This window comes from Alistipes finegoldii DSM 17242 (assembly GCF_000265365.1).
Taxonomy (GTDB): domain Bacteria; phylum Bacteroidota; class Bacteroidia; order Bacteroidales; family Rikenellaceae; genus Alistipes; species Alistipes finegoldii.
The window spans coordinates 2,319,504-2,345,119 of sequence record NC_018011.1; the positions used below are offsets into that span (position 1 = coordinate 2,319,504).

Consider the following 25,616-nt stretch of genomic DNA (forward strand, 5'->3'; position numbering starts at 1 on the left):
CGTTACGATGAAAGAGGATGCCGCCCGTTTGGACGAGGTCGTCATCCTCGGTTACGGCTCGCAGCGCCGCGCCGACGTGACGGCGGCCGTGTCGCAGATCGACGGCAAGGAGCTTCAGAAGATGCCGATGTCCAATATCTCGCAGGGACTGGCCGGCCGTCTGCCGGGGCTTATCTCCGTGCAGAATTCCGGACAGCCCGGTCAGGACCAAGCCAGCATGACCATTCGCGGCGCGAAGTCGGGTATTCTCTATATCGTCGACGGCGTGCAGCGTTCGATCAATGACATCGACCCCAACGATGTGGAGTCGGTATCGCTGCTGAAGGACGGCGCCGCCGTAGCGGTTTACGGTCTCGAAGCAGCCGGCGGTGTGATGATCGTAACGACCAAGAAGGGCAGACAGGGTGCGATGAATCTGACTTACAAGGGGTCCTACGGTGCGTCGTTCAATACCTCGTATCCCGAATTCCTCGACGGTCCGGGTTATGCTTACTGGTACAACAAGGCGCTCGAACTCGACGGTCAGGAGCCGATCTTCACGGCCAAGCATGTACAGATGATGCGCGAAGGCACGAACGGCTGGGGCAACACCAACTGGATCGACGAAATTTTCGGAACCGGTACGATTCAGCAGCACAGCGTCACTTCGACGGGCGGCAGCGACCGGATCAGTTATTTCGCTTCGCTGGGCTATATGAATCAGACCGGTAATGTCAAGAATTTCGATTACGACCGCTACAACCTGCGTACGAATATCGAAGCCAAGATTGCCAAGAGTCTGACCTTTACGTTTGGAGTGGCAGGTCAGATAGGAGATCGGAAGGAACCCGGATTCCCTGCCGGAGGAACTTCCGGCACCAGCGTTTCGACGGCCCCGTGGCTCTCGATTGCCGAGCAGGCCGCCTATGCGCATCCTTATCTGCCGAAGACCTATGACGGACTTCCGACCGCGAGCCAGAATAATTACGGGAATACGATCAATCCGATTGCCGCTACCGAACTGTCGGGCTATTCGAAATCACAGACCGTAGCCGTACAGACCAACGCTGCCCTGCAATGGGATCTTCCGTGGGTAAAGGGTCTCAGCCTGAAGGTTATGGGTGCGTACGACCGCAGCTCTACGACATCCAAAATCCTGAGTACGCCTTACTTCCTCATGTTGGCCAGCACGCCGAATTCGACCAGTCAGGATATCACTTATTCCAAGGCGTCGGATCCGCGCAACAATGCGAACGTCACGACCGGCAAGAAAACCAATAACCTGACCGAAGGATTCTCGCAGTGGCGCCGAATTACCTCTCAGGCCAGCATCAGCTATAAAAATACCTTTGCGGAGAAACACAAAGTCGATCTGTTGGCGCTGATCGAAACCCGCGATTACAAGACCAATAAATTCTCGGCTTCGGGTAAGGACATTCCGTTCCCGCAACTGCCCGAACTGGACCAAGCGACGACTCCGGCAGATAAGCCGATAGGCGGTTCCAGCGACGCTTCGCGTAAGGTCGGACTGGTTTTCCGCGGACAGTACAATTATGCCGATAAATATCTGTTCGAATTCTCAGGACGTTATGACGGGTCTTATAAGTTTATCGGCAACGTTTCGGGACGCCGCTGGGGATTCTTCCCTTCGGTATCGCTCGGATGGCGCATGTCGGAGGAGAACTTCTTCGCTCCCCTGCGCAACGCGGTCGACAACTTCAAACTCCGTGCATCGTTCGGTTCCTTGGGCGACGACTCCGGCTCGGCGGCCTATGCTTTCCTGAGCACGTTCTCCAATGTCAGTACGGCACCGAGCGTCGTTCTCGGCGGCGTGGGGCAGAACGGTATCATGACGTCGCTGGTTGCGAACGAACTTCTGACTTGGGAGCGTAATTATTCCTACAACGTAGGTTTCGATCTGGCGATGTGGAGCGGAAAACTCGGAGTGGAGTTCGATGCTTTCTACAACTATATTTTCGATATTCTGGGATCGAACACCGGAAAACCCGCTTCGATGGGCGGCTATTACCCCACTTACATAAATAACAATGCGCAGGATGTAAAGGGTATCGACGTCAAACTGACTCATCGTAATCACATCGGCAAAGATTTCCAGTATGGCGTGACCGTCAATATGACTTGGGCGAAAGATCGCTGGCTCCGTTATCAGGACAGCCCCAATACGCCCGATTACGCCAAGCGCACCGGCAAGAGCCGCTACATGACGATGGGCTTTATGACCGACGGCCTGTTCCAGAGCGAAGAGGAGATCGACAATTCGCCGTGGATCTCCGGCTCGCGTCCCCGTGTGGGCGATATCAAATACAAGGATCTCAACGGCGACGGCGCCATTACGTACGATCAGGACCGCGCCTATCTCGGCCGCGGCCAGCGTCCGCAGTTCAACGGCAGTGTCAATCTCAATGCTTCGTGGAAAGGACTTGAATTCGATATTCTGTTTGTCGGGGCTGCCGTTTGCGACGTTTCGCTGACGGGTACTTATTACAACTGGAATGAGGACAATACGATTTTCACCCGTCCGTTCAAGGCCGGCGCCAACTCGCCGCGTTATCTCGTAGAAAAGGCATGGACGCCCGAAAATCCCAATGCGGAGTATCCCCGTCTGTCGCTCAATCCGCCTAACACGAACAACTCCTATGCTTCGTCGTTCTGGTACCGCGACGGAAAGTATCTGCGTCTGAAATCGGTTCATCTGGGCTATACGCTGCCCAAAAACTGGACCAACAAACTGCGCATCCAGAAGGTGAAGGTTTATATCGAGGGCAATAACCTCTGCACATGGTCGGGTCTGCCCGAAGGCGTCGATCCCGAATGGCCGGGCGTGACCAACGGTTACTATCCGCAGCAGCGTACGGTTGTGGGCGGTCTCGAAGTTTCGTTCTAACCGACAAAATTCAAAATCATGAAAAAGAAAATCATAAATATCGTTTTGCTGGCTGCTACGGTCGCCATGACGGGCTGTAACGATTGGCTCGACATGAGTCCGACCAACAAGGTGTCGGAAAAGATCGTATGGAGCGACGTCAATTATGTGACTCAGTATGTCAATGGGTTTTATCCCTACATCTCCCGGTACGGGGCGTTTGAGACCGGCGACAGTCAGGTCGGCCTGACGGACGGCCTGACCGAGACGCTCAAGTTCGGTTCGGCCACGCCGGGCACGAACGTGGGGTTTGCCAATATCATCGCTTTCGCCGAGGGCGGACTTGCCGCATCGACGGCCGCTTTCCATTTCGGAGCATGGGATGATACCTACACTCGTATCCGTCGCGTCAACGAGTTCCTTTACGGACTGAAAAAATACGGAAGCAATTTCGACGGCGACACTTACAAGCGTTTCGAGGCAGAGGCCCGGTTCTTCCGCGGATTCCTCTATTTCCAGTTGCTGAAGCGCACTCCGGAGGTGATTCTCTATAACGAGGATTTGCTGGCGATTACCGAGAATAAGGCCCTCTCGACCGAGGAGGAGGGGTGGAATATGGTCGAAGGCGACCTTTCCTATGCCGCCAAGACCCTTCCGGCCAAATGGGACAACGAAGCGGGGCGCATTACTTCCGGTGCCGCGTATGCGATGCTGTCGCGCGCGATGCTCTATGCCAAACGCTGGCAGTCGGCCAAAACCGCGGCCGAAGAGGTATTCAAACTCGGTTATGTGCTGATGCCGGGCAAAACGGCCGCCGATTACGCCAAGGCGTTTACCTCGATGCGCGACGGTAATACGGAGTCGATTCTGGAATACAACTATCTGGTCGGCGGCCCGAACCATAGCTGGGACAAGCTCTTTATGCCGGGCGGCGACAATACGACCATGGGCGGACGGGCCACTCCGACGCAGGAGATGGTCGAATCGTACGAACTGGCGACGACGGGCGGTTATCCCGACTGGACACCGTGGCACAATACGACGACCGGTACGACCGATACGCCGCCTTATGCCCAATTGGAACCCCGTTTCCATGCTTCCGTGCTTTACAACGGGTGCGAATGGAAAGGCCGTGCTCTCGAACCTTATGTGAGCGGTAAAGACGGCTATGCCGTTTACGACGACGGTTCGGCGCTCAACGGCCGTACGACCACGGGTTATTATCTGCGCAAAATGCTGAACGAAGGTTATACCGACTATTCGAAAGCCTGTACGCAGCCTTGGATCGCCATTCGTCTGGCCGAAGTCATTCTGAATCACGCCGAGGCGTGCTACATGCTGGGCGCCGACGGTGCGAACGACGACCTGCGCCAGATTCGGGAGCGCGTAGGCCTGCCTTACTCCAATAAGTCCGGCGAGGCGCTGATGGCGGCGATCCGGCAGGAGCGGAAGATCGAACTTTACTGCGAAGGACATCATTATTGGGACATGCGCCGCTGGAAACTCGCGCATACGGCTTATTCCGGTCAGAACAGCCGCGTACACGGTCTCAAAATCGAAAAGCAGGGTGCCGAGTTTATTTATACCTACGTCGACTGCGACCGTAAGGACCGCCTTTTCGAAGAGAAGCTTTACCGTATTCCGCTGCCTGAAACCGAGCTGAGCAACAATTCGGCCGTCAAGCAGTTCCCTGAGTGGTTATAATCTCTAAAAGAAACCGAAACCATGAAAAATAGCATTAAATTATTTGCATTGGCGGCTCTGCTCGGCTTAGGCGGCTGCCATGAGCCGGATGAGCTGACCCCGTCGGTCGTGGATCAGGGGCTGAACACCATCTCGGCGCAGTTCGCTACCGGGGAATATAAAAACGACCCGCTGGCAAAATTCACCGCGGCGGTGACCGAGGGACAGGAGCGTATCGTGATCGATGTTCCTTACTATTATCCCGAAAATTCGTCGAATACCACTTCGATTACCCAGATGCGCGTCACGGCTAATCTGGATGACAACTGTTTCATCACGCCGATGCTTGGGGTATTGGATCTGACGAAGGAAAACTGGTTTACGCTGACGCGTGTCGACGGTTCGAAGCGCAATTTCTGCGTGACGGGCAATATCAAGAAATCGGATAAATGCGAGATCATCTCTTTCGCCACCGACGAACCGGCTATTCAGGGTGTGATCGATAACGACCGTAACACGATTTCACTCATTACGGTCGATGACCTTTCGTCGGTGACGGCGCAGGTGATTCTTTCTCCCCACGCCACGATCTCGCCCGATCCCGCCGTTGCGGCCAATTACGAGGGCGAGGGCGTGAAATTTACGGTTACGGCGCATGACGGCGTGACCAAGCGGGTTTATTCCGTGAGCAAGGAGATTCCGCCCAAGATCAAATACGGTTGGCGTGCGGGCAGCGAGACGGAGGTTTGGCAGAACGTATCGCTCGACAAACTCGGAATCGTCAATGCCGGCGGTAAGATCTATTCGCTGGCGGCGTCGGGCAACAAGCTCGTGCTTTCGACCGGTGCGGACAAGTTCCTGTTCAACCGCGCGACAGGTGATTTCTTGGGTACACACGACATGAAGGGCGTAGCGGCCGACGGCGGTATGACCTCGGACGACGCGGGCAACATCCTCTATGCGAACTTGGCTAATCCCAATGCCGAATTCAAGGTTTATGCGGCGGCATCGACGGATGAAATGCCTGCCGAGCTGCTCTCCTATACGAACGCTACGGGCGCTTCGATGGGCAAGCACATTTCGGTGCAGGGCAACGTGAAGGGCGATGCGATCGTTACGGCCGTGATCTATACGTGGAACGGTGCCGTTTGCAAGTTCCTCCGCTGGGTGATTACCGGAGGCGTGCCGGCCAAGCCGCAGATGATCTCGGTTACGGGGGCGACCGCCGGCTGGAACGGCAACGGCCACGCCGACGTGGAGGCTTATTCGGCCAATCCCGACGATCCTTACTTCCTTGCCTACTACAGTGCCAATGCGCTGTATCGTGTCGATGCGACGGGCGCTGTAACCCACAAGATCGCCACTGCGACATGGGGCGCCAACTCCAACTACAACTGTGTGGATGTATGTACGTTCAATAACGCCAAATATGCGGCGATTTATGAGGGCGCGCATTTCACCTACGGAGAGTTCAAGGCCTACATGTTCGATGTGACGACGCCCGATCAGATGACGGGTGCGTGCGACACGTCGCCGTCGAAGGTCTTCGTATCGAACGAATACAAGCCTGCCGGGGCGGTGGTCAATGCGGCCGGCGACGTGCTGATGACGGCATCGGCCGACGGATACAAGATGAATCTCTACTATACGGACGCCAATACCAATGCGCTGGTCGCTTGGGAGTTCGACTGTATCGACAAGTAACACCCCTTTTGCCTGCATCCCTCTGACCGGGGATGCAGGTCCTAAAACAAACATAATTTTGAAGATGAAAAAGAATGTTAAATGGTTTGCGGCGGCTCTGGTGGCGCTGACGCTGGGATACGGGGCTGTTTCGTGCGGCTCGGATTCGAAGGAGCCCGAATGGGAGTGGCCCGATCCCGACCCGGATCCCGATCCGCAACCGGGAGTGGAGAAACCCCGCTTCATCTGGGTCGATGCCGCGGCCAACTTCCCCGATTTCGCCAACAGCAAGGAGAATATACTGCGCGATCTGACCAAGGCCAAGGAGGCCGGATTCACCGATATCGTGGTCGATGTGCGGCCTACTACCGGCGACGTGCTTTTCCGTACGTCGGTGGTCGATCAGGTGGAATGGCTCGGCGCATGGCTGCCGGGCGGATATTCCAAGGTCGAACGCACGGCCACGTGGGACTACCTGCAGGCGTTTATCGACGCCGGAAAGTCGCTCGACCTGCGCATTCACGCCGCGATCAATACCTTTACGGGCGGCAACCAGACCTTGCTGGGCGGCGCCGGAGTCGTTTTCCGGGATGAGGCCAAGCGGGCGTGGACGACCGATCTGAATCTGGCGGGCGGCATCACGAACATCATGTCAACCTCGCAGTCCGCCAAGTTCTTCAATCCGGTATTGCCCGAAGTGCAGGAGTATCTCTGTTCGATGCTCAGGGACCTCGCGGCCTATGACGGACTGGCGGGAATCTTCCTCGACAGGGGGCGCTTCGACGGATTTACCAGCGATTTCTCGAATTATACGCGCAAGGAGTTCGAGAAGTATATCGGCCAGTCGGTTGCCGGTTTCCCCGCCGACATTCTGCCTGCCGGCCATACTTCGGGCATACCCTCGCCGGTGCCCGTGCATATGAAGCAGTGGCTCGAATTCCGGGCGAAGGTGATCCACGACTTTATGGAGAAGGCGCGCGCCGCCGTCAAGTCGGTCAATCCGTCGGTCAAGTTCGGCGTATACGTCGGAGGCTGGTATGCCAGCTATTACGACGTGGGTGTCAACTGGGCCAGTCCCAATTACGACACCTCGTCCAAATTCTCGTGGGCTACCAAGAAATACATGAACTACGGCTATGCCGACCTGATGGACCAGATGCTCATCGGCGCCTACGCCTCCCCGACGCGCGTTTACGGCACGACCGAATGGACCATGCAGGGATTCTGCCTGCTGGCCAAAGAGCGTACGATGGGAGCCTGCCCGATGGTGGCCGGCGGTCCCGACGTGGGAAACTGGGATGCCGACGACAAGGTGCCGCAGGAGGAGGAGAACCGGGCCATCACCGCTTCGGTCGCCGCCTGCATCAACGCCTGCGACGGTTATTTCCTGTTCGATATGATTCACCTGAAAAAAGCCGATCAGTGGTCGTATGTCAAGACCGGTATCGACGGCGTAATTAAAAAAGACTGATTATGAAACGCATCGTCATATTGTTTCTGGCCGCCCTTTTCGCGGCGTCCGGCGCTTCGGCGCAGAAATTCCATAACGCCTACTACGATACCCGCCGTGCGGCCCACGACGAAGAGGGACTGCAACAGGGGGCGATCGTCTTCCTCGGCAACAGCATTACCGAACAGGGGTGGTGGAGCCTGCTGCTCAAACGCGGCGACGTCGAGAACCGCGGCATCGGCGGCGACAACACTTTCGGCATGATCGACCGTCTGCCCGACATCCTGAAAAGCAAGCCCCGCAAAATCTTCCTGATGGCGGGCATCAACGACCTGACGGGCGGGCAGCCTGTCGATACGATCGTGATGAACATTACCCGCATGGCGGACATGGTGCACGAAGCCGTTCCCGGCTGCCGGCTCTATATCCAGAGCGTGCTGCCGGTCAATACCCGGCGGCTGGCATATCCCGGACTCAAGGGGCACAATCCGCAGGTGCGGGCGCTCAATGCGCGGCTGGTGCGGTTGTGCGACGCCAAGCCGTGGTGTACGTTCGTCGATCTTGCGCCGCTGCTTTCCGATGCCGACGGCGAGCTGCGCATCGACCTGACGAAGGACGGAATCCACCTCCATCCCGCGGGATATGTGATCTGGACCGATTACCTCAAGAAACAGAAATACCTGAAATAACGTAACGTGCAGATGGAAAAACGAGCTTATACGGTCGATTTGCTGCGGGGACTGGCTATCGTGGGAATGGTGCTGTCGGGGCAGATCCTGTGGCACGCCGAACTTCCTGCGTGGCTGTTTCATGCGCAGGTGCCGCCGCCGTCGTTCCGCTTCGACCCGTCGGTGCCGGGAATTACGTGGGTCGATCTGGTCTTCCCGTTTTTCCTCTTCTCGATGGGTGCCGCTTTCCCGCTGGCCCTGCGCCGGCGGCTGGAACAGCGGGGCGAATCGGTGGCGCTGATCCTGACGGTCGTGGCGCGCAGGTGGGCGTTGCTGGCGCTTTTCGCCATCGCGCTCGCCAACCTGCGTTCCGGAGTGACGGGAACGCTGCCGGGATGGGGCTCCTCGCTGCTGCAACTGGCGGGCTGGGGCTGTTTCTGTGCGCTTTTCATGCGCTTCGGCCGGCTTTCGGACCGGCAGAACCGCATGGTCTGTCTGGCCGGCGTCGCCGGCATCGCCGCCCTGCTGGCGGCCGCCCGGTGGATCTGGGGACTGCCCGTCTCGGCGGAGCGGAGCGACGTCATCATTCTGGTCCTTGCGAATATGGCGCTGTTCGGCAGTCTGGTGTGGCTCTACACGCGGAACAACCTGCTGGCGCGGTTGGGTGTGCTGGCGCTGCTGGCGGCACTGCGTCTGGGCAGCGGCGTCGAAGGTTCGTGGAACGAGGCGTTGTGGAACTGGTCGCCTGCGCCGTGGCTTTTCCGCTTCGACTACCTGAAATACCTTTGTATCATCATTCCCGGCACGATTGCGGGAGACCGTATCTACGAATGGATGACGCAGAGCGGCGAAGATGCGCCGGGGGCGTCCCGGCGGCGGGAGGTCTGGATACTCGTTCTGCTCGTGACGCTGATATGCCTGAATATGTGGGGGCTTTTCGCGCGGCAGCTGGTCGTGAATCTCGCGGCGGGCGTCCTGATCTGTCTCCTGCTCCGGCGTCTGCTGCGCGGGGACGGCTCGGCGACCGGAAGACTGCATGGTTCGCTTTTCGGCTGGGGATTTTTCTGGCTGATGCTGGGACTGGCGCTGGAGGCGTTCGAAGGGGGCATCAAGAAGGATTACGCGACGTTCAGCTATTTTTTCGTCACCTCCGGGCTGGCTTCGTTTGTCCTGATCGCCGCCGGAATCGCGATGCGGCGGCTGAATGTGCGTTTCTCGGCGCTGGTCAAATGCGGGCAGAATCCGATGGTGGCCTATACGGCGGCCGGATTCCTCATCATGCCCCTGCTGACGCTGCTGCATCTGGCGCCTTATTTACAGACCTTTGCCGAGCTATGCCCGTGGATGGGCGTGGTGCGGGGCGTGCTGGTCACGGCCGCGGTCATGGCCGTTACGGTCTTTTTTACGAACCGCAGGCTTTTTTGGAGAACCTGATTTGAAATTTAAATAAATGAGTTATGCGAATAAAAGGAACTTTTCTCGACGAAATCAGTCATGATATTCCCCATCAGAACTGGGGCGAAGCCGAATGGGACCGTGACTTCGGCTACATGCGCGAAGCCGGCATCGACACCGTGATCCTGATCCGCTGCGGCTACCGCCGCTGGCAGACTTTTCCCTCGCGGGTGCTCACGGCCGAGGAGGGGTGTTACGAACCGCCCGTCGATCTGGTCGATATGTTCCTGCGCCTGAGCGACAAGTGGGGCATGAACTTCTGGTTCGGGCTCTACGATTCGGGCAAGTACTGGGACCGCGGCGAATACGAACAGGAGGTTGCGCTGAACAAACGCGTGATCGACGAGGTGTGGAGCCGTTACGGACATTACAAATCCTTTGCGGGCTGGTATATTTCGCAGGAATGCAGCCGCAATACCGGCAAGATCGTCGATCTGTATGCGAGTCTGGGACGCTATTGCAAGGAGGTTTCCGGCGGTCTGCCGACCATGATTTCCCCTTATATCGACGGCAGCAAGAACGTCAGCCAGTACAATGCTTCGACTTCGAAGCAGAACGTCGTGACGCTCGAAAGCCATGAACGCGAGTGGGACGCCATCTTCGCCGGAATCAAGGGCGCCGTGGATATCGTCGCCTTTCAGGACGGCCATGTGGAGTATGACGAGCTGGTCGATTTTCTGAAAGTCAACAAGAAACTGGCCGACCGTTACGGGCTGGAGTGCTGGACCAATTCCGAGACCTTCGACCGCGACATGCCGATCAAGTTCCTGCCGATCAAGTGGGAGAAACTGCGGCTCAAGATGGGGCTGGCGGCTCAGGCCGGTTACCAGAACGCCATTACGTTCGAGTTCTCGCACTTCATGAGTCCGCAGTCGGCCTACCTGCAGGCGGGGCACCTGTACGACCGTTATATGGAGTATCTGAAAACCTTGGAATAGAGACCGATGAACGGACATTACCCTAAACCGGGCGGTTTGGCGGCGGCGTTGGCCGTGCTGATCGCAGTCGTGCTGGCGGCCTGCTCCCCGAAGGGTGCGGCGGGCGGCGACGCGGCCTGCGGCCTGTCGGACGACGATTTCAGAACAGAAGGCATTCTCCAAGCGATTCCCGTTCGTGCGACGTTCCTCGACGAGGTGAGCTGGGACATTCCCCACCAGAACTGGGGCGTCAGGGAGTGGGACGCCGATTTCCGGGCGATGAAAAACATGGGGATCAACACCGTGGTGCTGATCCGCGCCGGGCTGGGACGGTGGATCGCCGCGCCGTTCGAGTGCCTGCTCGAAAGCGAAGAGGTGTACTATCCCCCGGTCGATCTGGTGGAGATGTTCCTTACGCTGGCCGACAAATACGATATGGCGTTCTATTTCGGCATGTACGATTCGGGCAAATACTGGCAGGAGGGACTCTTCCAGCGCGAGATAGACCTGAACCTGAAACTGATCGACGAGGTGTGGGCCAGATACGGCCACCACGAGTCGTTTCAGGGGTGGTATCTGTCGCAGGAGATCAGCCGCCGGACCAAGAACATGTCGCGCATCTATGCGGAAGTGGGCCGCCATGCCAAGGCGGTTTCGGGCGGTCTGAAAACGATGATTTCACCCTACATCTACGGCGTCAAGACCGATCAGGTGATGGCGGGCGACAAGGCCCTTTCGGTCGAAGAGCACCGCCGCGAGTGGAACGAGATACTGGGCAATGTCGCCGGAGCGGTGGACATCCTCGCGTTTCAGGACGGGCAGGTCGATTACCACGAGTTGTACGACTATCTGGTGGTGAACAAGGCGCTGGCCGACAAGTACGGCATGGAGTGCTGGACCAACATCGAGTCGTTCGACCGCGACATGCCGATCCGCTTCCTGCCGATCAAGTGGGAGAAGCTGCTGCTGAAGCTGGACGCCGCACGGCGGGACATCTTTACGATCGCTACTGCGATTATTTTAAAATCGACAACCCTTACCGGAAACGGTAAATATACTCCATGAAACGGCGCGGCAACATATCCTACATGCTTTTTCTTGCGGTCACGGCGGCCGTGGGCGGACTCCTGTTCGGGTACGACACGGCCGTGATTTTCGGCACCGTCGAGCTGGTGACGGCCCGCTTCGGGCTGGACAGCCTGCAGCAGGGGTGGTATGTGGGGTGTGCGCTGGCCGGCTCGATCGCCGGCGTACTCTGTGCGGGCGTGCTGAGCGACCGGCTGGGCCGCAGGCGGACGATGCTCGTCTCGGCCGTGCTGTTCACGGTGTCGGCCGCGGGGTGCGCCCTTTGCGCCGATTTCACGCAACTGGTCGTCTACCGGATCGTGGGCGGGCTGGGCATCGGCGTCGTTTCGGTCGTCTCGCCGCTTTACATCTCCGAGGTGTCGGCGGCGCGCCGTAGGGGCATGCTGGTGTCGTTTTACCAGCTGGCCGTCACGATGGGATTTCTGGCGGCCTATACGGTCAATTACCTGCTGCTCCGCATGGGACAGACCGCCGGTTTCGAAACGGCGTGGATGCAGCGGATCTTCGTCGATGAAGTGTGGCGGGGCATGCTGGGAGCCGAAACCCTTCCGGCGCTGGTTTTCTTCGTCATCATCTTCTTTATTCCCGAAAGTCCGCGCTGGCTGGCGCTGCGCGGACATACGGACCGCGCCCTGCGTGTGCTCGGCCGCATCAACGGCGACCGGGCGGAAGCCGCCGCCGAACTTGCGGCCATCGAAACGGCCGTCGGCGGCGGGCAGGCCCCGCAGTGGCGGCTCCTGCTGTCGAAAGGCATCCGGACGGCGGTGCTCGTCGGTGCGGCGATCGCCATTCTCGGACAGTTCATGGGCGTCAATGCCGTGCTTTACTACGGGCCGTCGATTTTCGAGCGGGCCGGATGGTCGGGCAGCGACTCGCTGTTCGCCCAGATACTGGTCGGAGCGGTCAATATGCTTACGACGGTGCTGGCGCTGGCGATCATCGACCGCGTAGGGCGCAAGAAGCTGGTTTACTGGGGTGTGTCGGGTATGGTGCTGTCGCTGCTGCTTATCGGGACCTGTTTCCTGACCGGTGAGCGGTCGGGGATGCCGGACGGCGTACTGCTGGCGGCGTTCCTGTGCTATATTTTCTGCTGCGCCATCTCCGTTTGCGCCGTGGTATGGGTGCTTTTGTCGGAGATGTATCCGATTCGTGTGCGCGGCGCGGCGATGTCGATCGCGGGTTTCGCACTTTGGGTGGGGACCTATCTGGTCGGGCAGCTTACGCCGTGGATGCTCGCGAACCTGACGCCGGCGGGGACCTTTTTCCTCTTTGCCGCGATGTGCGTGCCCTATATGCTGCTGATATGGAAGGCGGTGCCGGAGACGTCGGGCCGCACGCTCGAAGAGATCGAACGATACTGGACAAGATAACAATATAAATCAGATAAGATTATGGACTTCAAAAGATTAGCGGAACAGTACAAAACCGAATTGCTGGATGGCGTACTGCCTTTCTGGCTCGAAAAATCGCAAGATAGGGAATTCGGCGGCTATTTTACGTGTCTCGATCGTGACGGAAGCGTCTACGATACCGACAAATTCATCTGGCTGCAGGGGCGCGAAGTGTGGATGTTCGCCATGCTCTATAACAAGGTGGAGCGTCGCCCCGAATGGCTCGAATGCGCCGTGCAGGGGGCTGAGTTCCTGCGCAAATACGGCCACGACGGCAACTACAACTGGTATTTTGCGCTGACGCGCGAAGGCCGCCCGCTGGTGCAGCCCTATAATATTTTCTCCTATACGTTCGCGGCGATGGCTTTTGCGCAGGTCGCCGTTGCGACGGGCAGCGACGAGTACGCCCTGATCGCAAAGCGGACTTTCGACCGGATTCTGGAGAAACGCGCCAATCCCAAGGGCGAGTGGTGCAAGGCTTATCCCGGAACGCGTTCGCTCAAGAGCTTCGCCCTGCCGATGATCCTCTGCAACATGGCGCTGGAGATCGAGCCGATGATCGACAAACAACTGTTGGCCGACACCATCGGGGAGTGCCTGCACGAAGTGATGGAGGTGTTTTACCGGGAAGAGCTGGGGCTGATCGTCGAGAACGTCACGGAGGACGGACGGCTTTCCGATACGTTCGAGGGCCGTCAGATGAATCCCGGACATTCGCTCGAAGCGATGTGGTTCATCATGAACCTCGGCGTGCGTCTCGACGACCGTGCGCTGATTGACAAAGCGGTGAAAATCGCGCTCAATACCGCCGAATACGGCTGGGACAAGGAGTACGGCGGCATTTTTTATTTTCTGGACCGCAAGGGCGCGCCCCGCGTGGAGCTGGAATGGGACCAGAAGCTCTGGTGGGTGCATATCGAATCGACGATCGCGATGATCAAGGGCTATCAGCTGACCGGATCGAAGGAGTGTCTGGAGTGGTTCGGGAAACTGCACGAATATACGTGGGCGCATTTCAAGGACACGGAGCATCCCGAATGGTTCGGTTACCTGAACCGCCGCGGCGAGGTGCTGCTGCCGCTCAAGGGCGGGAAGTGGAAGGGATGTTTCCATGTGCCGCGCGGGCTGTTCCAGTGCTGGCAGATTCTCGAACAATGCAAATAGAACTAAAATACGGAACGATGAAAAGATATTTACTGACAATTCTGTTGTCGTTGTGGTGCGCCTGCGCATGGGCCGCGGGCAGCGTCACGGTCAAGGGGCGCGTCCTTTGCGGCGGCCGGGGCGTGGAAGGCGTCTGGGTCTCCGACGGCGAAGAGTTCGCGTGCACCGACAAAAGAGGAAATTACAGACTGCAGGCCGGCGCCGACAACCGCTTCGTCTTCGTTTGCGTACCTGCGGGCTACGACGCTCCGGTGGAAAAGGGCGTGGTGCGCTATTTTCACCCGCTGCCGGCCGACGGCAAATCCTGCGATTTTACGCTGCTCCGCCGTGCGGGCGACGATTCGCGTTACGGGTTCATCGCCATTGCCGATCCGCAGATATGGGCGCCGAAGGAGTTTGCGAAACTCGCGGCGGCGGCCGACGACATCGCTGCTACGGTCCGCAGTTACGGCGGCATGCCTTTCCACGGCATCTGCTGCGGCGACATCGTGTCGCACGACCATTCGCTTTACGGCCGGTACAACGAAGTGATGGAGCGTACGGGAATCACGTTCCGCAACGCGATGGGCAACCACGACATGAAGGTCTACGGACGCTCTTACGAAACCTCCTTCTCGAAGTTCGAGCAGATGTACGGTCCGGTCTACTATTCGTTCGACGTCGGACGCATCCACTATGTGGTGCTCGACGACAACTTCTTCATCGGGCGCGACTATTTTTACATCGGCTATCTCGAAGAGCGGCAGATGCGCTGGCTCGAAAAGGACCTTGCCCGCGTGCAGCCCGGTTCGACGGTGGTCGTCTGCCTGCATATCCCTTCGACCTGCGAGGAGCAGGACCGCAAGCAGTTCCGCTACGACCGCGCCGGATCGACGATGACCAACCACAGGGGGCTTTACGAAATTCTGAAACCCTACCGGGCGCATATCATTTCGGGCCATACCCATACGACCTTCAACCAGCCGATCGCGCCCGGCCTCTACGAGCATGTGACACCCGCCCTGAGCGGCGCATGGTGGCAGGGTCCGCTCTGCACCGACGGTACGCCCGCCGGGTACGGCGTCTATGAGGTGAACGGCGACCGGATCGACTGGTATTACAAATCGACGGGTTATCCGGCCGACTACCAGATGAAAATTTACAGCGGTCGCGAATATCCCCAGTTCGAAGGGTACGCCGTGGCCAACGTCTGGGCCAGCGACCCGGCGTGGGAAGTCCAGTTTACGATCGACGGCGTGCCGTGCGGTCCCGCCGAGCGGTTTCAGGCTTACGATCCCGCCGCGAAACAGATGTACTCCGACACCAGTCAGATGGACCACAAATGGATTTACCCTTCGATTTCGGACCACTATTACCGCGTCGCGCTGCCCGAAGGGGCGAAGCGCGTCGAGGTGTCGGCTACAGACCGCTTCGGGCGGATCAGCCGGGCCGCAGCCGATTTGAAATAAATGACCGAATATGAGATTTACCGGACTGAAATATTTGCAGCTGCTGGCGTGCTTGGGGCTGTTTGCGTGCGGTTCCGCCGAGCGTTACGACGTGGTGATCGTCGGCGGGGGAGCGAGCGGAACGGCGGCCGGACTGCAGGCGGCCCGCATGGGGGCGCGAACCTTGATCGTCGAGGAGTTCGACTGGCTCGGCGGCATGCTCACCTCGGCGGGCGTGAGCGCCACCGACGGCAATTACCGCCTGCGCGGCGGCATCTGGGACGAGTTCCGGACGGAGCTGGCCCGGCATTACGGCTGCGATTCGGCCTTGATAACGGGGTGGGTCAGCAACGTGATGTTCGAACCTTCGGTGGGCGACAGTATTTTCAAACGGCTCGTCGCCCGCGAACCGAACCTCACCGTGTGGTACCGTTCGGCGGCCGAGACGGCCGAACGCGGGAAGGATGTATGGCGGCTGGGTGTCCGGCGTGACGGCCGGCTCCGGCCGGTCGAAGCCGACGTGCTCGTCGATGCGACGGAGCTGGGCGACGTCGCCCGGATGGCGGGCGTCCCCTATGACGTCGGCATGGATTCGTCGGCCGTCACGCACGAGGATATCGCCCCGGCCGAAGCCAACGGCATCGTGCAGGACCTGACCTACGTCGCCGTACTGAAGGATTACGGCCGCGACGTCACGATTCCGCGGCCCGACGGGTACGATCCGTCGCTTTTCGCCTGCTGCTGCGTGAACGACCTCTGCATCGCTCCGAAGGAACCGCATCGCATGTGGTCCCGCGAGATGATGATTACCTACGGAAAACTGCCCGACGGCAAATACATGATCAACTGGCCGATCGAGGGCAACGATTACTACGTGGACATGATCGACATGACGCCCGAAGAGCGGGCCGACGCCGTCCGCAGGGCCAAGAATCATACGCTGTCATTCGTCTATTTCCTCCAGCATGAGCTGGGATTCAATACGTTGGGATTGGCCGACGACGAGTTCCCTACGGAGGACCGGCTGCCGTTCATTCCCTATCACCGCGAATCGCGGCGCATTCATGGGGCCGTGCGTTTTACGCTCAACGACATCACCGACCCCTACGCAGGAACGCTTTACCGTACGGCGGTCGGCGTGGGCGATTATCCGGTCGATCAGCACCATACCCGCTATTCGGGCTGGGACGAACTGCCCGACCTCTATTTCCATCCCATCCCCTCGTACGGTTTTCCGCTGGGCATCGTGATCCCCGCAGGATTTCCGGGGTTGCTCGTAGCCGAAAAATCGGTGTCGGTAACCAACCTCGTCAACGGCTCCACGCGCCTGCAACCCGTCGTGTTGCAGATCGGGCAGGCAACGGGAGCCTTGGCGGCGTTGGCCGCGGCGGCGGGCGTCGATCCGTCCGAAGTCGCGGTGCGCAGGGTGCAGGAGGCGGTGCTCGATGCGGGCGGCTACCTGCTGCCGTACCTCGACCTGCCGGCCGACGATCCGCGCTTCGGGGCGATGCAGCGGATCGGCGTGACCGGAATCCTCAAGGGGCGCGGAGCCAACGTCGGCTGGGAGAACCAGACTTGGTTCGACGCCGATCGGACGATCGCGGAATCCGAACTGCGCGAAGGGCTGCGTGAAGTCTATCCGTCGGTCCGGCCCTCCGTTCTGGAAACGCCGGTCGATGGGGCGCTCCTGACGGCGATGCTGGCAGAAGCGCTCGGCAAGCCGGCCGGGGATGTTGCGGCGCGGACGGAGCGTGCCGCCGCCGGACTGCTGTCCGGTTACGATCCGGCGCGTCCGCTCACGCGGCTCGAATGCGCGCTGCTGATCGACGCGGTGGCCGATCCTTTCCATGCGGCCGAAGTCGATATTTACGGGAACTACAAACGAAAATAGCTTTTAATTTTTCATGAAAAAACTGCTGACTGTATGCCTGCTGGCCTTTGCCGCGGCAGGTGCGACCGGCTGCCGGAGTGCCGCCGAGGGGGTGAAACCCAAACTGATGTGGCTCGACTGTTCGGCCAACTGGGTGCGTTTCAGTTACCCCGATTCGATCCGTTATTATGTGAACAAGTGCCGGGAGGCCGGCATGACGGCGCTGGTGCTCGACGTCAAGGGCACTTCGAGCGAAGTGGTATATCCCAGCGAGCATGCGCCCCAAGTCCGGGAGTGGAAAGGGTTTGTCCGCCCCGATTTCGATTTCGTGGGTACTTTCGTCGAAGCTGCGCACGATGCCGGACTGGAGATTTACGGTTCGTTCAACACCTTTGCCGAAGGCAATGGCGTATTCCGTCGCGGACTGATCTACGACGGGCATCCTGAATGGCAGGCCGTGAACTATGTCCCCGGCAGGGGACTGGTGCCCCAGCTGGAGATTCCGGAGAAGAAGGTGCTGTTCGCCAATCCCGCGCTCCCGGCCGTTCAGGATCACGAAATCGCCATTTTCAAGGAGGTGGCGCAGAAGTACGATTTCGACGGTCTGCTGCTTGACCGCGGCCGTTACGACAATATCCAGTCCGACTTCTCGGATTTCTCGCGCGGGAAATTCGAGGCTTATATCGGGAAAAAGCTGGAGCGGTTCCCGGAGGATATCTATACGTGGGAGGAGGACGGCGACGGCGGCTGGAAACGCATCGACGGCCCTTATTTCAAGCAGTGGATCGAGTGGCGCGCGTCGGTGATCTACGACTTCTTCAAACGCACCAAAGAGGAGCTGAAAGCCGTGAAGCCCGGCCTGAAGTTCGGCGCTTATACGGGTGCGTGGTACCCCTCCTATTTCGAAGTGGGCGTCAATTGGGCCAGCAATACGTACGATCCTTCGCAGGATTTCGCATGGGCCACGCCCGATTATAAGAATTACGGATATGCCGAACTGCTGGACATCTTCACCAACGGCAATTATTACTGGAACGTGACCATCGACGAGTACCGTCGCAGCAACGGCCTGCATAAGAACGAGACCGACAGCGAAATGTCGAAGGGCGACCACCTCAGCGTCGAGGGCGGGTGCCGCTATTCGCGCCGTCTGCTGGGCGGCAGACCCTTCTTCGGCGGGATGTACGTCGAGGACTACAAACGCGATACGACCCAGTTCAAGCGGGCCGTGGAGATGAATCTCCGCGAATCGGACGGACTGATGGTGTTCGACATCGTGCATATCATCAACCGCGACTGGTGGGGACCGCTGCAGCGGGCTGTCAGCGCCTATGAAGCGGAGGCGAAGCAATGAGCAGACGGCTGATTTTTGCAGCGCTGGCGCTGTTGTGCGCCGGCGCCGTTTCCGCCCAGAAGCGGACGGAGGCGCCCGCCGCGTCGTCCGAAGTGCGCTATGTCGGACGTACGCAGACGAAGGGCGGCGACGTGAGTTTCGACTGGAGCGGAACCAGCTTCGAGTGCCGTTTTACGGGCGGTTCGCTGGCCATGCGCGTTTCGGATACGAAAAAGAACTACTACAACCTGACCGTCGACGGCCGCGACGCCGGCGTCGTTACGACGTTCGGGACGGATTCGGTCGTGGTGCTGGCCGAGAAGCTGGGCCGCGGCGAACATACCGTGCGGATGCAGAAGCGCACCGAGGGCGAGCAGGGGCGTACGACGATCCATGCCTTCCTGCTCGACAGGGGAGGACGTCTGCTGCCAGCCTCGCCCGCGCCCGGACGGCATATCGAATTTATCGGCAACTCGCTGACCTGCGGTTACGGGACCGAGGGGCTTTCGAAGGACGAGCCGTTCAAACCCCAGACCGAGAACTGCAACAAGGCGTACGCCTGCATCATCGCCCGTTATTTCGGCGCCGACTATACGCTGATCGCCCATTCGGGACGCGGCGCGGCGCGCAATTACGGCGATAAGAACACCACTTCGCAGAATACGATGGCCGACCGCATCGCCAATACGTTCGACGAGGCGGCGGAACCGGCGTGGGACTTCGCGGCGTCGCCGTACCGTCCCGATCTGGTCGTCATCAATCTGGGATCGAACGACTTCTCGACCCTGCCGCATCCTTCGCGCGATGAGTTTGCGGCCGCCTACACCCGCATCCTGCAGACTCTGCGCGGCGCCTACGGCGACGAAATGCCGATCCTCTGCGTGGCGCCGCGCGTCAGCGAACCGGCCTTCACCTATATCCGCGACCTGTGTCAGTCCGCCGTCGTGCCGAACCTCCATTTCGCGGCCATCCTGCCCGGCTACTGCAACGACGGAAGCGAGCTCGGATCGTCGGCCCATCCCAATTACGCCGGCCAGCGCAAGATGGCGATGCTGCTGATCCCCTACGTTTCGACGCTGACGGGATGGGAGGCGGAGATCAAACCGGTCGAATAGGCGTTTGGCCGTATCGCGGCTTTTTGCTACTTTTGTCCCCGATTAGGAACGGAGTAGCGAATTATGGAATCTCACAAGAACAAATTGCCCTCGGCATGGGTGTCGGCGCTGCCGCTCGCAGTGCTGACACTCCTTTTATATGTGGTCATCCGCTGTTTCGGGGGCGATGCGATAAACGGCGGAAGCCAGATCGCGCTGCTCTCGGCCACGTCGGTCTGCGTGATGCTCTCGATCGGCATCTACCGCTGCAAGTGGTCGGTGCTTGAAGATGCGATCATCGACAACATACGCGCCTCGGCGTCGGCCATCATCATTCTGCTGCTGATCGGCGCCATCGCCGGATCGTGGATGGTGAGCGGCGTGGTGCCGACGATGATCTATTACGGGCTGAAAATCTTGCATCCCTCGTTTTTTCTCGTCGCCTCGTGCGTCATCTGCGCCGGCGTGTCGCTGATGACCGGCAGCTCGTGGACGACGATCGCCACGATCGGCGTGGCGCTGATGGGCATCGGGCAGGCGATGGGCTTTCCCGAAGGGTGGATCGCGGGCGCGATCATTTCGGGGGCCTATTTCGGCGACAAGATTTCGCTGCTCTCCGATACGACGGTGCTCGCTTCGTCCACCGTCGGCGTGCCGATCTTCACGCATATCCGCTATATGCTTTACACGACCGTTCCGTCGTTCGTCGTCGCGCTGGCGGTCTTCGTCGTCGCGGGGCTGACGCTGAGCCATACCAGCGGCGCGCATGCCGAACTTTACGCCGATTCGCTGCGCGGCGCTTTCCGCATTACGCCGTGGCTGCTGCTGGTGCCCGTGGCGACGGGCGTGCTGATCGTGCGGAAACTTCCGGCCATCGTGACGCTTTTCTGCGCCGCGGTCTTCGCCTGCGTCGCCATGCTGCTGGCGCAGCCCGAACTGGTGGTGAGGGTGGCCGGAGTCGAAGGGCTGAACTTCATGTCGGGATTCAAAGGCGTGCTGATGAGCTGTTTCGGGCCTACGGCGCTGGAGACCGGAAGCCCGCAGCTCGACGAGCTGGTGGCCACGCGCGGCATGGCCGGCATGCTCAATACCGTATGGCTCATTATCTGCGCCATGTGCTTCGGCGGCGTGATGACCGGCAGCGGCATGCTGGGTTCGCTGACGGCCGTTTTCCTGAAATTCGTCCGTCATAGCTTCTCGGCCGTGGCTTCGACGGTCGGGGCCGGAATCTTCTTCAACCTCTGCACCGCCGACCAGTATATCTCGATCATCCTTTCGGGCCGTCTGTTCCGGGAACTCTATGCCGAACGGGGGCTGGAATCCCGTCTGCTGAGCCGCTCGGTCGAGGATTCGGCGACGGTCTGTTCGGTGCTCGTGCCGTGGAACTCGTGCGGCATGACGCAGGCCACGGTGCTGGGCGTCTCGACGTTCGTCTACATGCCTTACTGTATCTTCAATATCGTCAGTCCGCTGATGTCGCTGTGCGTGGCGGCTCTCGGCTGGAAAATCAAAAAGGCCGCATCTTCTGCCGGCCGCAGACAATGATTATGGAAACGACTGTAAATACCGATCTGGTCATCTTCGACCTCGACGGCACGCTGCTCGATACGATCGGCGATCTGGCCGTCGCCTGCAACGCCGTTCTGGCCCTGCGCGGCCTTCCGCAGCACTCCTACGAGGAGTACTGCCATTTCGTCGGCAACGGCATCATGCGGCTCGTGGAGCGCGCGCTGCCCGAAGAGCTTCGCACGCCCTATACCGTAGCGGCCGTGCGCGCCGATTTCGTGAAATACTATACCGAGCATATCGACGCCTACACCAAGCCTTACGACAGGATTCCGGAGCTGGTCGCCGGACTCGTGCGGCGCGGCGTGCGTATCGCCGTGGCGTCGAACAAATTTCAGGCGGGCACCGAGAAACTCGTCCGGCTGTTTTTCCCCGACGTTCCTTTCGCCGCGGTCTTCGGCCAGCGCGAAGGGGTGCCTCTGAAGCCGGATCCGGCCGTGGTGGAGGAGATTCTCTCGCTGACGGGCGCGGCGAAGGAGCGGGTGCTCTACGTCGGCGATTCGGGCGTGGACATGCAGACCGCCGCGGCTGCGGGCGTACGCTCGGTGGGCGTCACGTGGGGATTTCGGGATCGGGAAGAGCTTGTCGAATCCGGAGCCGCTCATATCGTCGATAAACCTGCGGAAATCCTCGATCTGCTGTAATCGGGCAGTTCGGTTCGAAAAAGCGACAACCGGTCCGTAAGGGCCGGTTGTCGCTTTTTCAGCAGTAGGTCTTCACGTCGTCGAGCGTGATGCGCTCTTTGCTGAGGATGATGAGCCGCTCTATGACGTTGCGCAGTTCGCGGATGTTGCCGCTCCACCGCATCGCCTGCAGTTCGCGCAGGGCGTTGCTCTCGATGCGTTTGGGCGGGATGCCGTATTCGGCGCAGATCGTGCGGATGAAATGGTCGGCCAGCAGCGGGACGTCCTGCGCGTGGTCGCGCAGCGCCGGAACGCGCACCACGATCACGCCGATACGGTGGTAGAGGTCTTCGCGGAAGTTGCCCTTCGTGATCTCGTCGCGCAGGTTCTTGTTCGTGGCGGCGATCACCCGCACGTCCACGTCGATGTCCTTGTCGCTGCCCACGCGGCAGATCTTGTTCTCCTGCAGCGCGCGCAGCACCTTGGCCTGCGCCGCCAGCGACATGTCGCCGATCTCGTCCATGAAGAGCGTGCCGCCGTCGGCCTGCTCGAATTTGCCTTTGCGCTGTTTGATCGCCGAGGTGAAGGCACCCTTCTCGTGTCCGAAGAGTTCGCTTTCGATCAGCTCCGAGGGGATGGCCGCGCAGTTCACCTCGACGAACGGCGCCGCGGCGCGCGAGCTTTTGGCGTGCAGCCAGCGGGCGACAAGCTCTTTGCCGGTGCCGTTTTCGCCCGTGATCAGTACGCGCGCCTCGCACGGCGCCACCTTGTCGATCAGCTGGCGTACGTGTTCCATCTGCGGCGAGGTGCCGATGATTTGTTCCGTATGCATATTGCGCGAACGGCGCGAGCGGCGTGCGGGAGCTGCCGCGGGTGCGCAGGCGGGTGCGGGCGCCGGGTTGTCGATGGTGCGGTGTATGGACTGCAGCAGGCGGTTCATGTCGATGGGCTTGGTGAGGTAATCCTGCGCACCGTTGCGTACGGCTTCGACCGCCGAGTCGATCGACGCTTCCGCCGAAAGAACGATGAACGGGATTCCGGCGTCGGGAATCTTGCAGCCCCGGTCCGAAAGGATGACGTCGAACGGTATTTTCTCGCACATCGTCGATGCAGCCTCCTCATCTTCGGCGGCTTCGGTCGAGAAGCCTTCGAATTCGAGACGCTCGCGGAGCGTGTTTCGCATACTTTTTGATTGGTCCAGAATTAAAACCTTTGCCATAGCTTGTTTTTACTGAAATTTTACCTACTTTTGTCCCAAAGTTATGACTTTCTGCGGTGCAAAACCAATCTTGAGGGGCCTTGCCGAACAGGGCGGAGAGTCGGATAAAACGTCTTGAATCGGTCCATCGCGACAACCCCGCCGGACGCTCCGGCGGCCGTTTTGCAACAGTGCCGAGGACCACAATTACAATATGAAAAAGAATTACAATTACACACGACGCAAGTTGTACCTGCCCGAATACGGACGGCATATTCAGGAGATGATCGACTCGCTGCAGCTGATCGAGGACCGCCGCGAGCGCAACCGTCAGGCCCGTGCCGTGATCGCCGTGATGGGCAATCTCAACCCGCTGCTGCGCGATACCGCCGATTTCACCCATAAGCTGTGGGACCACCTCTTTATCATGTCTGATTTTCAGCTCGATGTGGATTCCCCCTATCCGCAGCCGACCCGTCAGGAACTGACTATCACGCCGCGTCGCATGGCCTATTCGCAGGGACGCATCTCCTTCAAGCACTACGGCAAATACGTCGAGCGGATGATCCGGAGTCTTGCCGGCGACAAGGACCGCAGGGAGGTGTCGCGCACGGTGGACAATCTGGCCCGGTACATGCGCTCGAAGAGCTACGAATACAATCAGGAGCATCCCAACAACGAAGTGATCGTTAAAGACATCAAACGCATGTCCGGGGGTGCTATTGAAATAGATGAAGTTGCTTTAAACAATCTCCGAAGCGACTATAAACAGCACTTTACGGCACGTCCCCAGAAAGGTCCCCAGCAGCGCAATCAGCAGCGTCAGCAGAAAAACCGCAATCAGCAGCACAACCGCAATTTTTCGAAAAACAACGGTCCGCACCGCAATTCGTCGAAATAAGAGGTGCGTATTTTCGGAAATTTGCTATATTTGTGAGCATTTTACTGCAGAAACGTGAGATTAATGAACAAACAAACGCTTTTCGTCTCCCTGACCGCGGCCGTCTTGTTGTGTGCCTGCCAGTCGTCGAAGGTGAAGATTTCAGGCCGCATCGTCGGCAACGACGCCAAAAATGTTTACTTGGAGCAGGTGTCTCCCCTGTCGCAGTCGGTCATCGACTCGGCCGTGCTCGACAAGGAGGGTAATTACCGTTTCGAGCTGAAGGGCGTGACCCGGACGCCTTCGCTTTACAATATAATTTACAACGGCGAACGTATTCCGCTCTTTCTGGCGGGCGGCGACCGCTTGTCCGTGAATTCCGTGGGCAGTTTCATCCGCAACTATACGGTCGAAGGGTCGAAGGAGACCGAGCTGCTGCGGCAGTTCTATCAGGCTTTCGTCGGCGGCGCCCAGCGGCTCGACAACATCGCCGGCCAGTTCGCCCGGACGAACCTCTCCGAGGAGGAGCGCAAGGCGCTGGTGAAGGAGTATACCGACGAATACTACCGCATCCGCCGCGAACAGCTGCGCTTCATCATCGAAAACAAGTCTTCGCTGGCGGCGGTTTATGCCCTGTACCAGCGGTTGCCGGGCGACACCTATCTGTTCAACGGTGACAGCGACGTGGTTTATTACCGCACGGTGGCTGAAGCGCTCGAACAATCCTATCCCGATTCGCCTTACCTGCAGTCGCTGCTGGCCGAGATTACGCGCATGGACGCCCGCATCAGCCTGACGTCGCGCATCTCCGAAGCGGGGTATCCCGATCTGGAACTCTCGGACATTTACGGCAAGAAGGTGCGGCTCTCGTCGCTGACGGGCAAGGTCGTGCTGCTGGACTTCTGGTCGGCCGAACTGGGCAACAGCAATACGCTCAATGCCGAGCTGAAGGAGGTCTACAAGAAATACGCCGACGCTCCGACGCCGTTCGAGGTCTATCAGGTGGCCGTCGATTCGTCGAAACCCCTTTGGATCACCGCCGTGCAGGAGCAGCAGCTGCCTTGGATCTCGGTGAGCGATCTGCGCGGTCAGGCTTCGACGGCGCCCCGGCTCTACAACGTGCAGAAACTTCCGGCCAATTTCCTGATCGACCGGGAGGGCACGATCGTGGCCAAGGATATTTACGGCAAGAGTCTTGAGCGGAAGCTCGACGAACTGACGAAATAGGGCGTGTCCGAATCCCGGATGCTTTCCGGCTGCGCTCG

Annotated in this window: 19 protein-coding genes; 18 read left to right on the forward strand and 1 reads right to left on the reverse strand. The window is 59.3% G+C overall.

Annotation, left to right across the window (positions count from 1 at the left end; genetic code table 11):
* Window positions 1-7 precede the first annotated feature (7 nt).
* From ALFI_RS10090 to ALFI_RS10165, 16 genes are all read left to right on the forward strand, one after another.
* Window positions 8-2,884: a SusC/RagA family TonB-linked outer membrane protein gene (locus tag ALFI_RS10090; RefSeq protein WP_244264962.1), complete on the forward strand. Its 2,877-nt coding sequence runs from the start codon at window positions 8-10 to the stop codon at window positions 2,882-2,884.
* Window positions 2,885-2,902: 18 nt separating this feature from the next.
* Window positions 2,903-4,567: a RagB/SusD family nutrient uptake outer membrane protein gene (locus ALFI_RS10095; protein ID WP_014775728.1), complete on the forward strand. Its 1,665-nt coding sequence runs from the start codon at window positions 2,903-2,905 to the stop codon at window positions 4,565-4,567.
* Between the two features lie 21 nt (window positions 4,568-4,588).
* A complete protein-coding gene (locus ALFI_RS10100; RefSeq protein WP_009596496.1) occupies window positions 4,589-6,250 on the forward strand; it encodes a DUF5018 domain-containing protein in 1,662 nt (553 codons plus the stop codon).
* Between the two features lie 64 nt (window positions 6,251-6,314).
* A complete protein-coding gene (locus ALFI_RS10105) occupies window positions 6,315-7,700 on the forward strand; it encodes an alpha amylase family protein (RefSeq protein WP_014775729.1) in 1,386 nt (461 codons plus the stop codon).
* Between the two features lie 2 nt (window positions 7,701-7,702).
* The gene (locus ALFI_RS10110; protein ID WP_009596485.1) at window positions 7,703-8,368 is read left to right on the forward strand and encodes a GDSL-type esterase/lipase family protein; all 666 of its coding nucleotides are present in this window, start codon (window positions 7,703-7,705) and stop codon (window positions 8,366-8,368) included.
* A 12-nt stretch (window positions 8,369-8,380) separates the two neighbouring features.
* Window positions 8,381-9,781, forward strand: a complete 1,401-nt coding sequence (locus ALFI_RS10115) for a DUF5009 domain-containing protein (protein ID WP_014775730.1) — start codon at window positions 8,381-8,383, stop codon at window positions 9,779-9,781.
* A gap of 23 nt (window positions 9,782-9,804) precedes the next feature.
* Entirely contained in the window at window positions 9,805-10,740 is a 936-nt protein-coding gene (locus ALFI_RS10120; protein WP_009596508.1) for a DUF4434 domain-containing protein, read from the forward strand.
* A 6-nt stretch (window positions 10,741-10,746) separates the two neighbouring features.
* On the forward strand, window positions 10,747-11,784 hold the full coding sequence (locus tag ALFI_RS10125) for a DUF4434 domain-containing protein (protein ID WP_014775731.1): 1,038 nt from the start codon (window positions 10,747-10,749) through the stop codon (window positions 11,782-11,784).
* On the forward strand, window positions 11,781-13,175 hold the full coding sequence (locus tag ALFI_RS10130; RefSeq protein ID WP_014775732.1) for a sugar porter family MFS transporter: 1,395 nt from the start codon (window positions 11,781-11,783) through the stop codon (window positions 13,173-13,175). Before ALFI_RS10125 ends, ALFI_RS10130 begins: the two co-directional genes overlap by 4 nt.
* Before the next feature lie 21 nt (window positions 13,176-13,196).
* Complete coding sequence (locus tag ALFI_RS10135) at window positions 13,197-14,360, forward strand: n-acyl-d-glucosamine 2-epimerase (RefSeq protein ID WP_009596356.1); 1,164 nt, start codon at window positions 13,197-13,199, stop codon at window positions 14,358-14,360.
* A gap of 17 nt (window positions 14,361-14,377) precedes the next feature.
* A complete protein-coding gene (locus ALFI_RS10140; RefSeq protein WP_009596341.1) occupies window positions 14,378-15,808 on the forward strand; it encodes a calcineurin-like phosphoesterase C-terminal domain-containing protein in 1,431 nt (476 codons plus the stop codon).
* 10 nt (window positions 15,809-15,818) lie between these two features.
* The gene (locus tag ALFI_RS10145; protein ID WP_014775733.1) at window positions 15,819-17,678 is read left to right on the forward strand and encodes an FAD-dependent oxidoreductase; all 1,860 of its coding nucleotides are present in this window, start codon (window positions 15,819-15,821) and stop codon (window positions 17,676-17,678) included.
* 13 nt (window positions 17,679-17,691) lie between these two features.
* Window positions 17,692-19,011, forward strand: coding sequence for an alpha amylase family protein (locus tag ALFI_RS10150; protein ID WP_014775734.1), 1,320 nt, complete (start codon window positions 17,692-17,694; stop codon window positions 19,009-19,011).
* A complete protein-coding gene (locus tag ALFI_RS10155) occupies window positions 19,008-20,105 on the forward strand; it encodes an SGNH/GDSL hydrolase family protein (RefSeq protein WP_014775735.1) in 1,098 nt (365 codons plus the stop codon). The genes ALFI_RS10150 and ALFI_RS10155 overlap by 4 nt, the downstream gene beginning before the upstream one ends.
* A 63-nt stretch (window positions 20,106-20,168) precedes the next feature.
* The gene (locus ALFI_RS10160) at window positions 20,169-21,629 is read left to right on the forward strand and encodes a Na+/H+ antiporter NhaC family protein (protein ID WP_014775736.1); all 1,461 of its coding nucleotides are present in this window, start codon (window positions 20,169-20,171) and stop codon (window positions 21,627-21,629) included.
* Entirely contained in the window at window positions 21,626-22,294 is a 669-nt protein-coding gene (locus ALFI_RS10165) for an HAD family hydrolase (RefSeq protein ID WP_009596523.1), read from the forward strand. The genes ALFI_RS10160 and ALFI_RS10165 overlap by 4 nt, the downstream gene beginning before the upstream one ends.
* A 58-nt stretch (window positions 22,295-22,352) precedes the next feature.
* Here ALFI_RS10165 and ALFI_RS10170 read toward each other — a convergent pair whose 3' ends face one another.
* Window positions 22,353-23,492 (reverse strand): sigma-54-dependent transcriptional regulator, encoded by a 1,140-nt coding sequence (locus ALFI_RS10170; protein WP_014775737.1) that lies wholly within the window; start codon window positions 23,490-23,492, stop codon window positions 22,353-22,355.
* A gap of 193 nt (window positions 23,493-23,685) precedes the next feature.
* Between ALFI_RS10170 and ALFI_RS10175 the strand changes: the two genes are divergently transcribed.
* Both ALFI_RS10175 and ALFI_RS10180 read left to right on the forward strand, forming a co-directional pair.
* Complete coding sequence (locus ALFI_RS10175) at window positions 23,686-24,372, forward strand: DUF4290 domain-containing protein (RefSeq protein WP_014775738.1); 687 nt, start codon at window positions 23,686-23,688, stop codon at window positions 24,370-24,372.
* A gap of 63 nt (window positions 24,373-24,435) precedes the next feature.
* On the forward strand, window positions 24,436-25,578 hold the full coding sequence (locus tag ALFI_RS10180) for a TlpA disulfide reductase family protein (RefSeq protein ID WP_014775739.1): 1,143 nt from the start codon (window positions 24,436-24,438) through the stop codon (window positions 25,576-25,578).
* Window positions 25,579-25,616: the final 38 nt, after the last annotated feature.

Coding starts and splice junctions, on each gene's coding strand:
- ALFI_RS10090 (WP_244264962.1), top strand. CDS start 8: ATGAAAGAGGATGCCGCCCGTTTGGACGAGGTCGTCATCCTCGGTTAC.
- ALFI_RS10095 (WP_014775728.1), top strand. CDS start 2,903: ATGAAAAAGAAAATCATAAATATCGTTTTGCTGGCTGCTACGGTCGCC.
- ALFI_RS10100 (WP_009596496.1), top strand. CDS start 4,589: ATGAAAAATAGCATTAAATTATTTGCATTGGCGGCTCTGCTCGGCTTA.
- ALFI_RS10105 (WP_014775729.1), top strand. CDS start 6,315: ATGAAAAAGAATGTTAAATGGTTTGCGGCGGCTCTGGTGGCGCTGACG.
- ALFI_RS10110 (WP_009596485.1), top strand. CDS start 7,703: ATGAAACGCATCGTCATATTGTTTCTGGCCGCCCTTTTCGCGGCGTCC.
- ALFI_RS10115 (WP_014775730.1), top strand. CDS start 8,381: ATGGAAAAACGAGCTTATACGGTCGATTTGCTGCGGGGACTGGCTATC.
- ALFI_RS10120 (WP_009596508.1), top strand. CDS start 9,805: ATGCGAATAAAAGGAACTTTTCTCGACGAAATCAGTCATGATATTCCC.
- ALFI_RS10125 (WP_014775731.1), top strand. CDS start 10,747: ATGAACGGACATTACCCTAAACCGGGCGGTTTGGCGGCGGCGTTGGCC.
- ALFI_RS10130 (WP_014775732.1), top strand. CDS start 11,781: ATGAAACGGCGCGGCAACATATCCTACATGCTTTTTCTTGCGGTCACG.
- ALFI_RS10135 (WP_009596356.1), top strand. CDS start 13,197: ATGGACTTCAAAAGATTAGCGGAACAGTACAAAACCGAATTGCTGGAT.
- ALFI_RS10140 (WP_009596341.1), top strand. CDS start 14,378: ATGAAAAGATATTTACTGACAATTCTGTTGTCGTTGTGGTGCGCCTGC.
- ALFI_RS10145 (WP_014775733.1), top strand. CDS start 15,819: ATGAGATTTACCGGACTGAAATATTTGCAGCTGCTGGCGTGCTTGGGG.
- ALFI_RS10150 (WP_014775734.1), top strand. CDS start 17,692: ATGAAAAAACTGCTGACTGTATGCCTGCTGGCCTTTGCCGCGGCAGGT.
- ALFI_RS10155 (WP_014775735.1), top strand. CDS start 19,008: ATGAGCAGACGGCTGATTTTTGCAGCGCTGGCGCTGTTGTGCGCCGGC.
- ALFI_RS10160 (WP_014775736.1), top strand. CDS start 20,169: ATGGAATCTCACAAGAACAAATTGCCCTCGGCATGGGTGTCGGCGCTG.
- ALFI_RS10165 (WP_009596523.1), top strand. CDS start 21,626: ATGATTATGGAAACGACTGTAAATACCGATCTGGTCATCTTCGACCTC.
- ALFI_RS10170 (WP_014775737.1), bottom strand. CDS start 23,492: ATGGCAAAGGTTTTAATTCTGGACCAATCAAAAAGTATGCGAAACACG.
- ALFI_RS10175 (WP_014775738.1), top strand. CDS start 23,686: ATGAAAAAGAATTACAATTACACACGACGCAAGTTGTACCTGCCCGAA.
- ALFI_RS10180 (WP_014775739.1), top strand. CDS start 24,436: ATGAACAAACAAACGCTTTTCGTCTCCCTGACCGCGGCCGTCTTGTTG.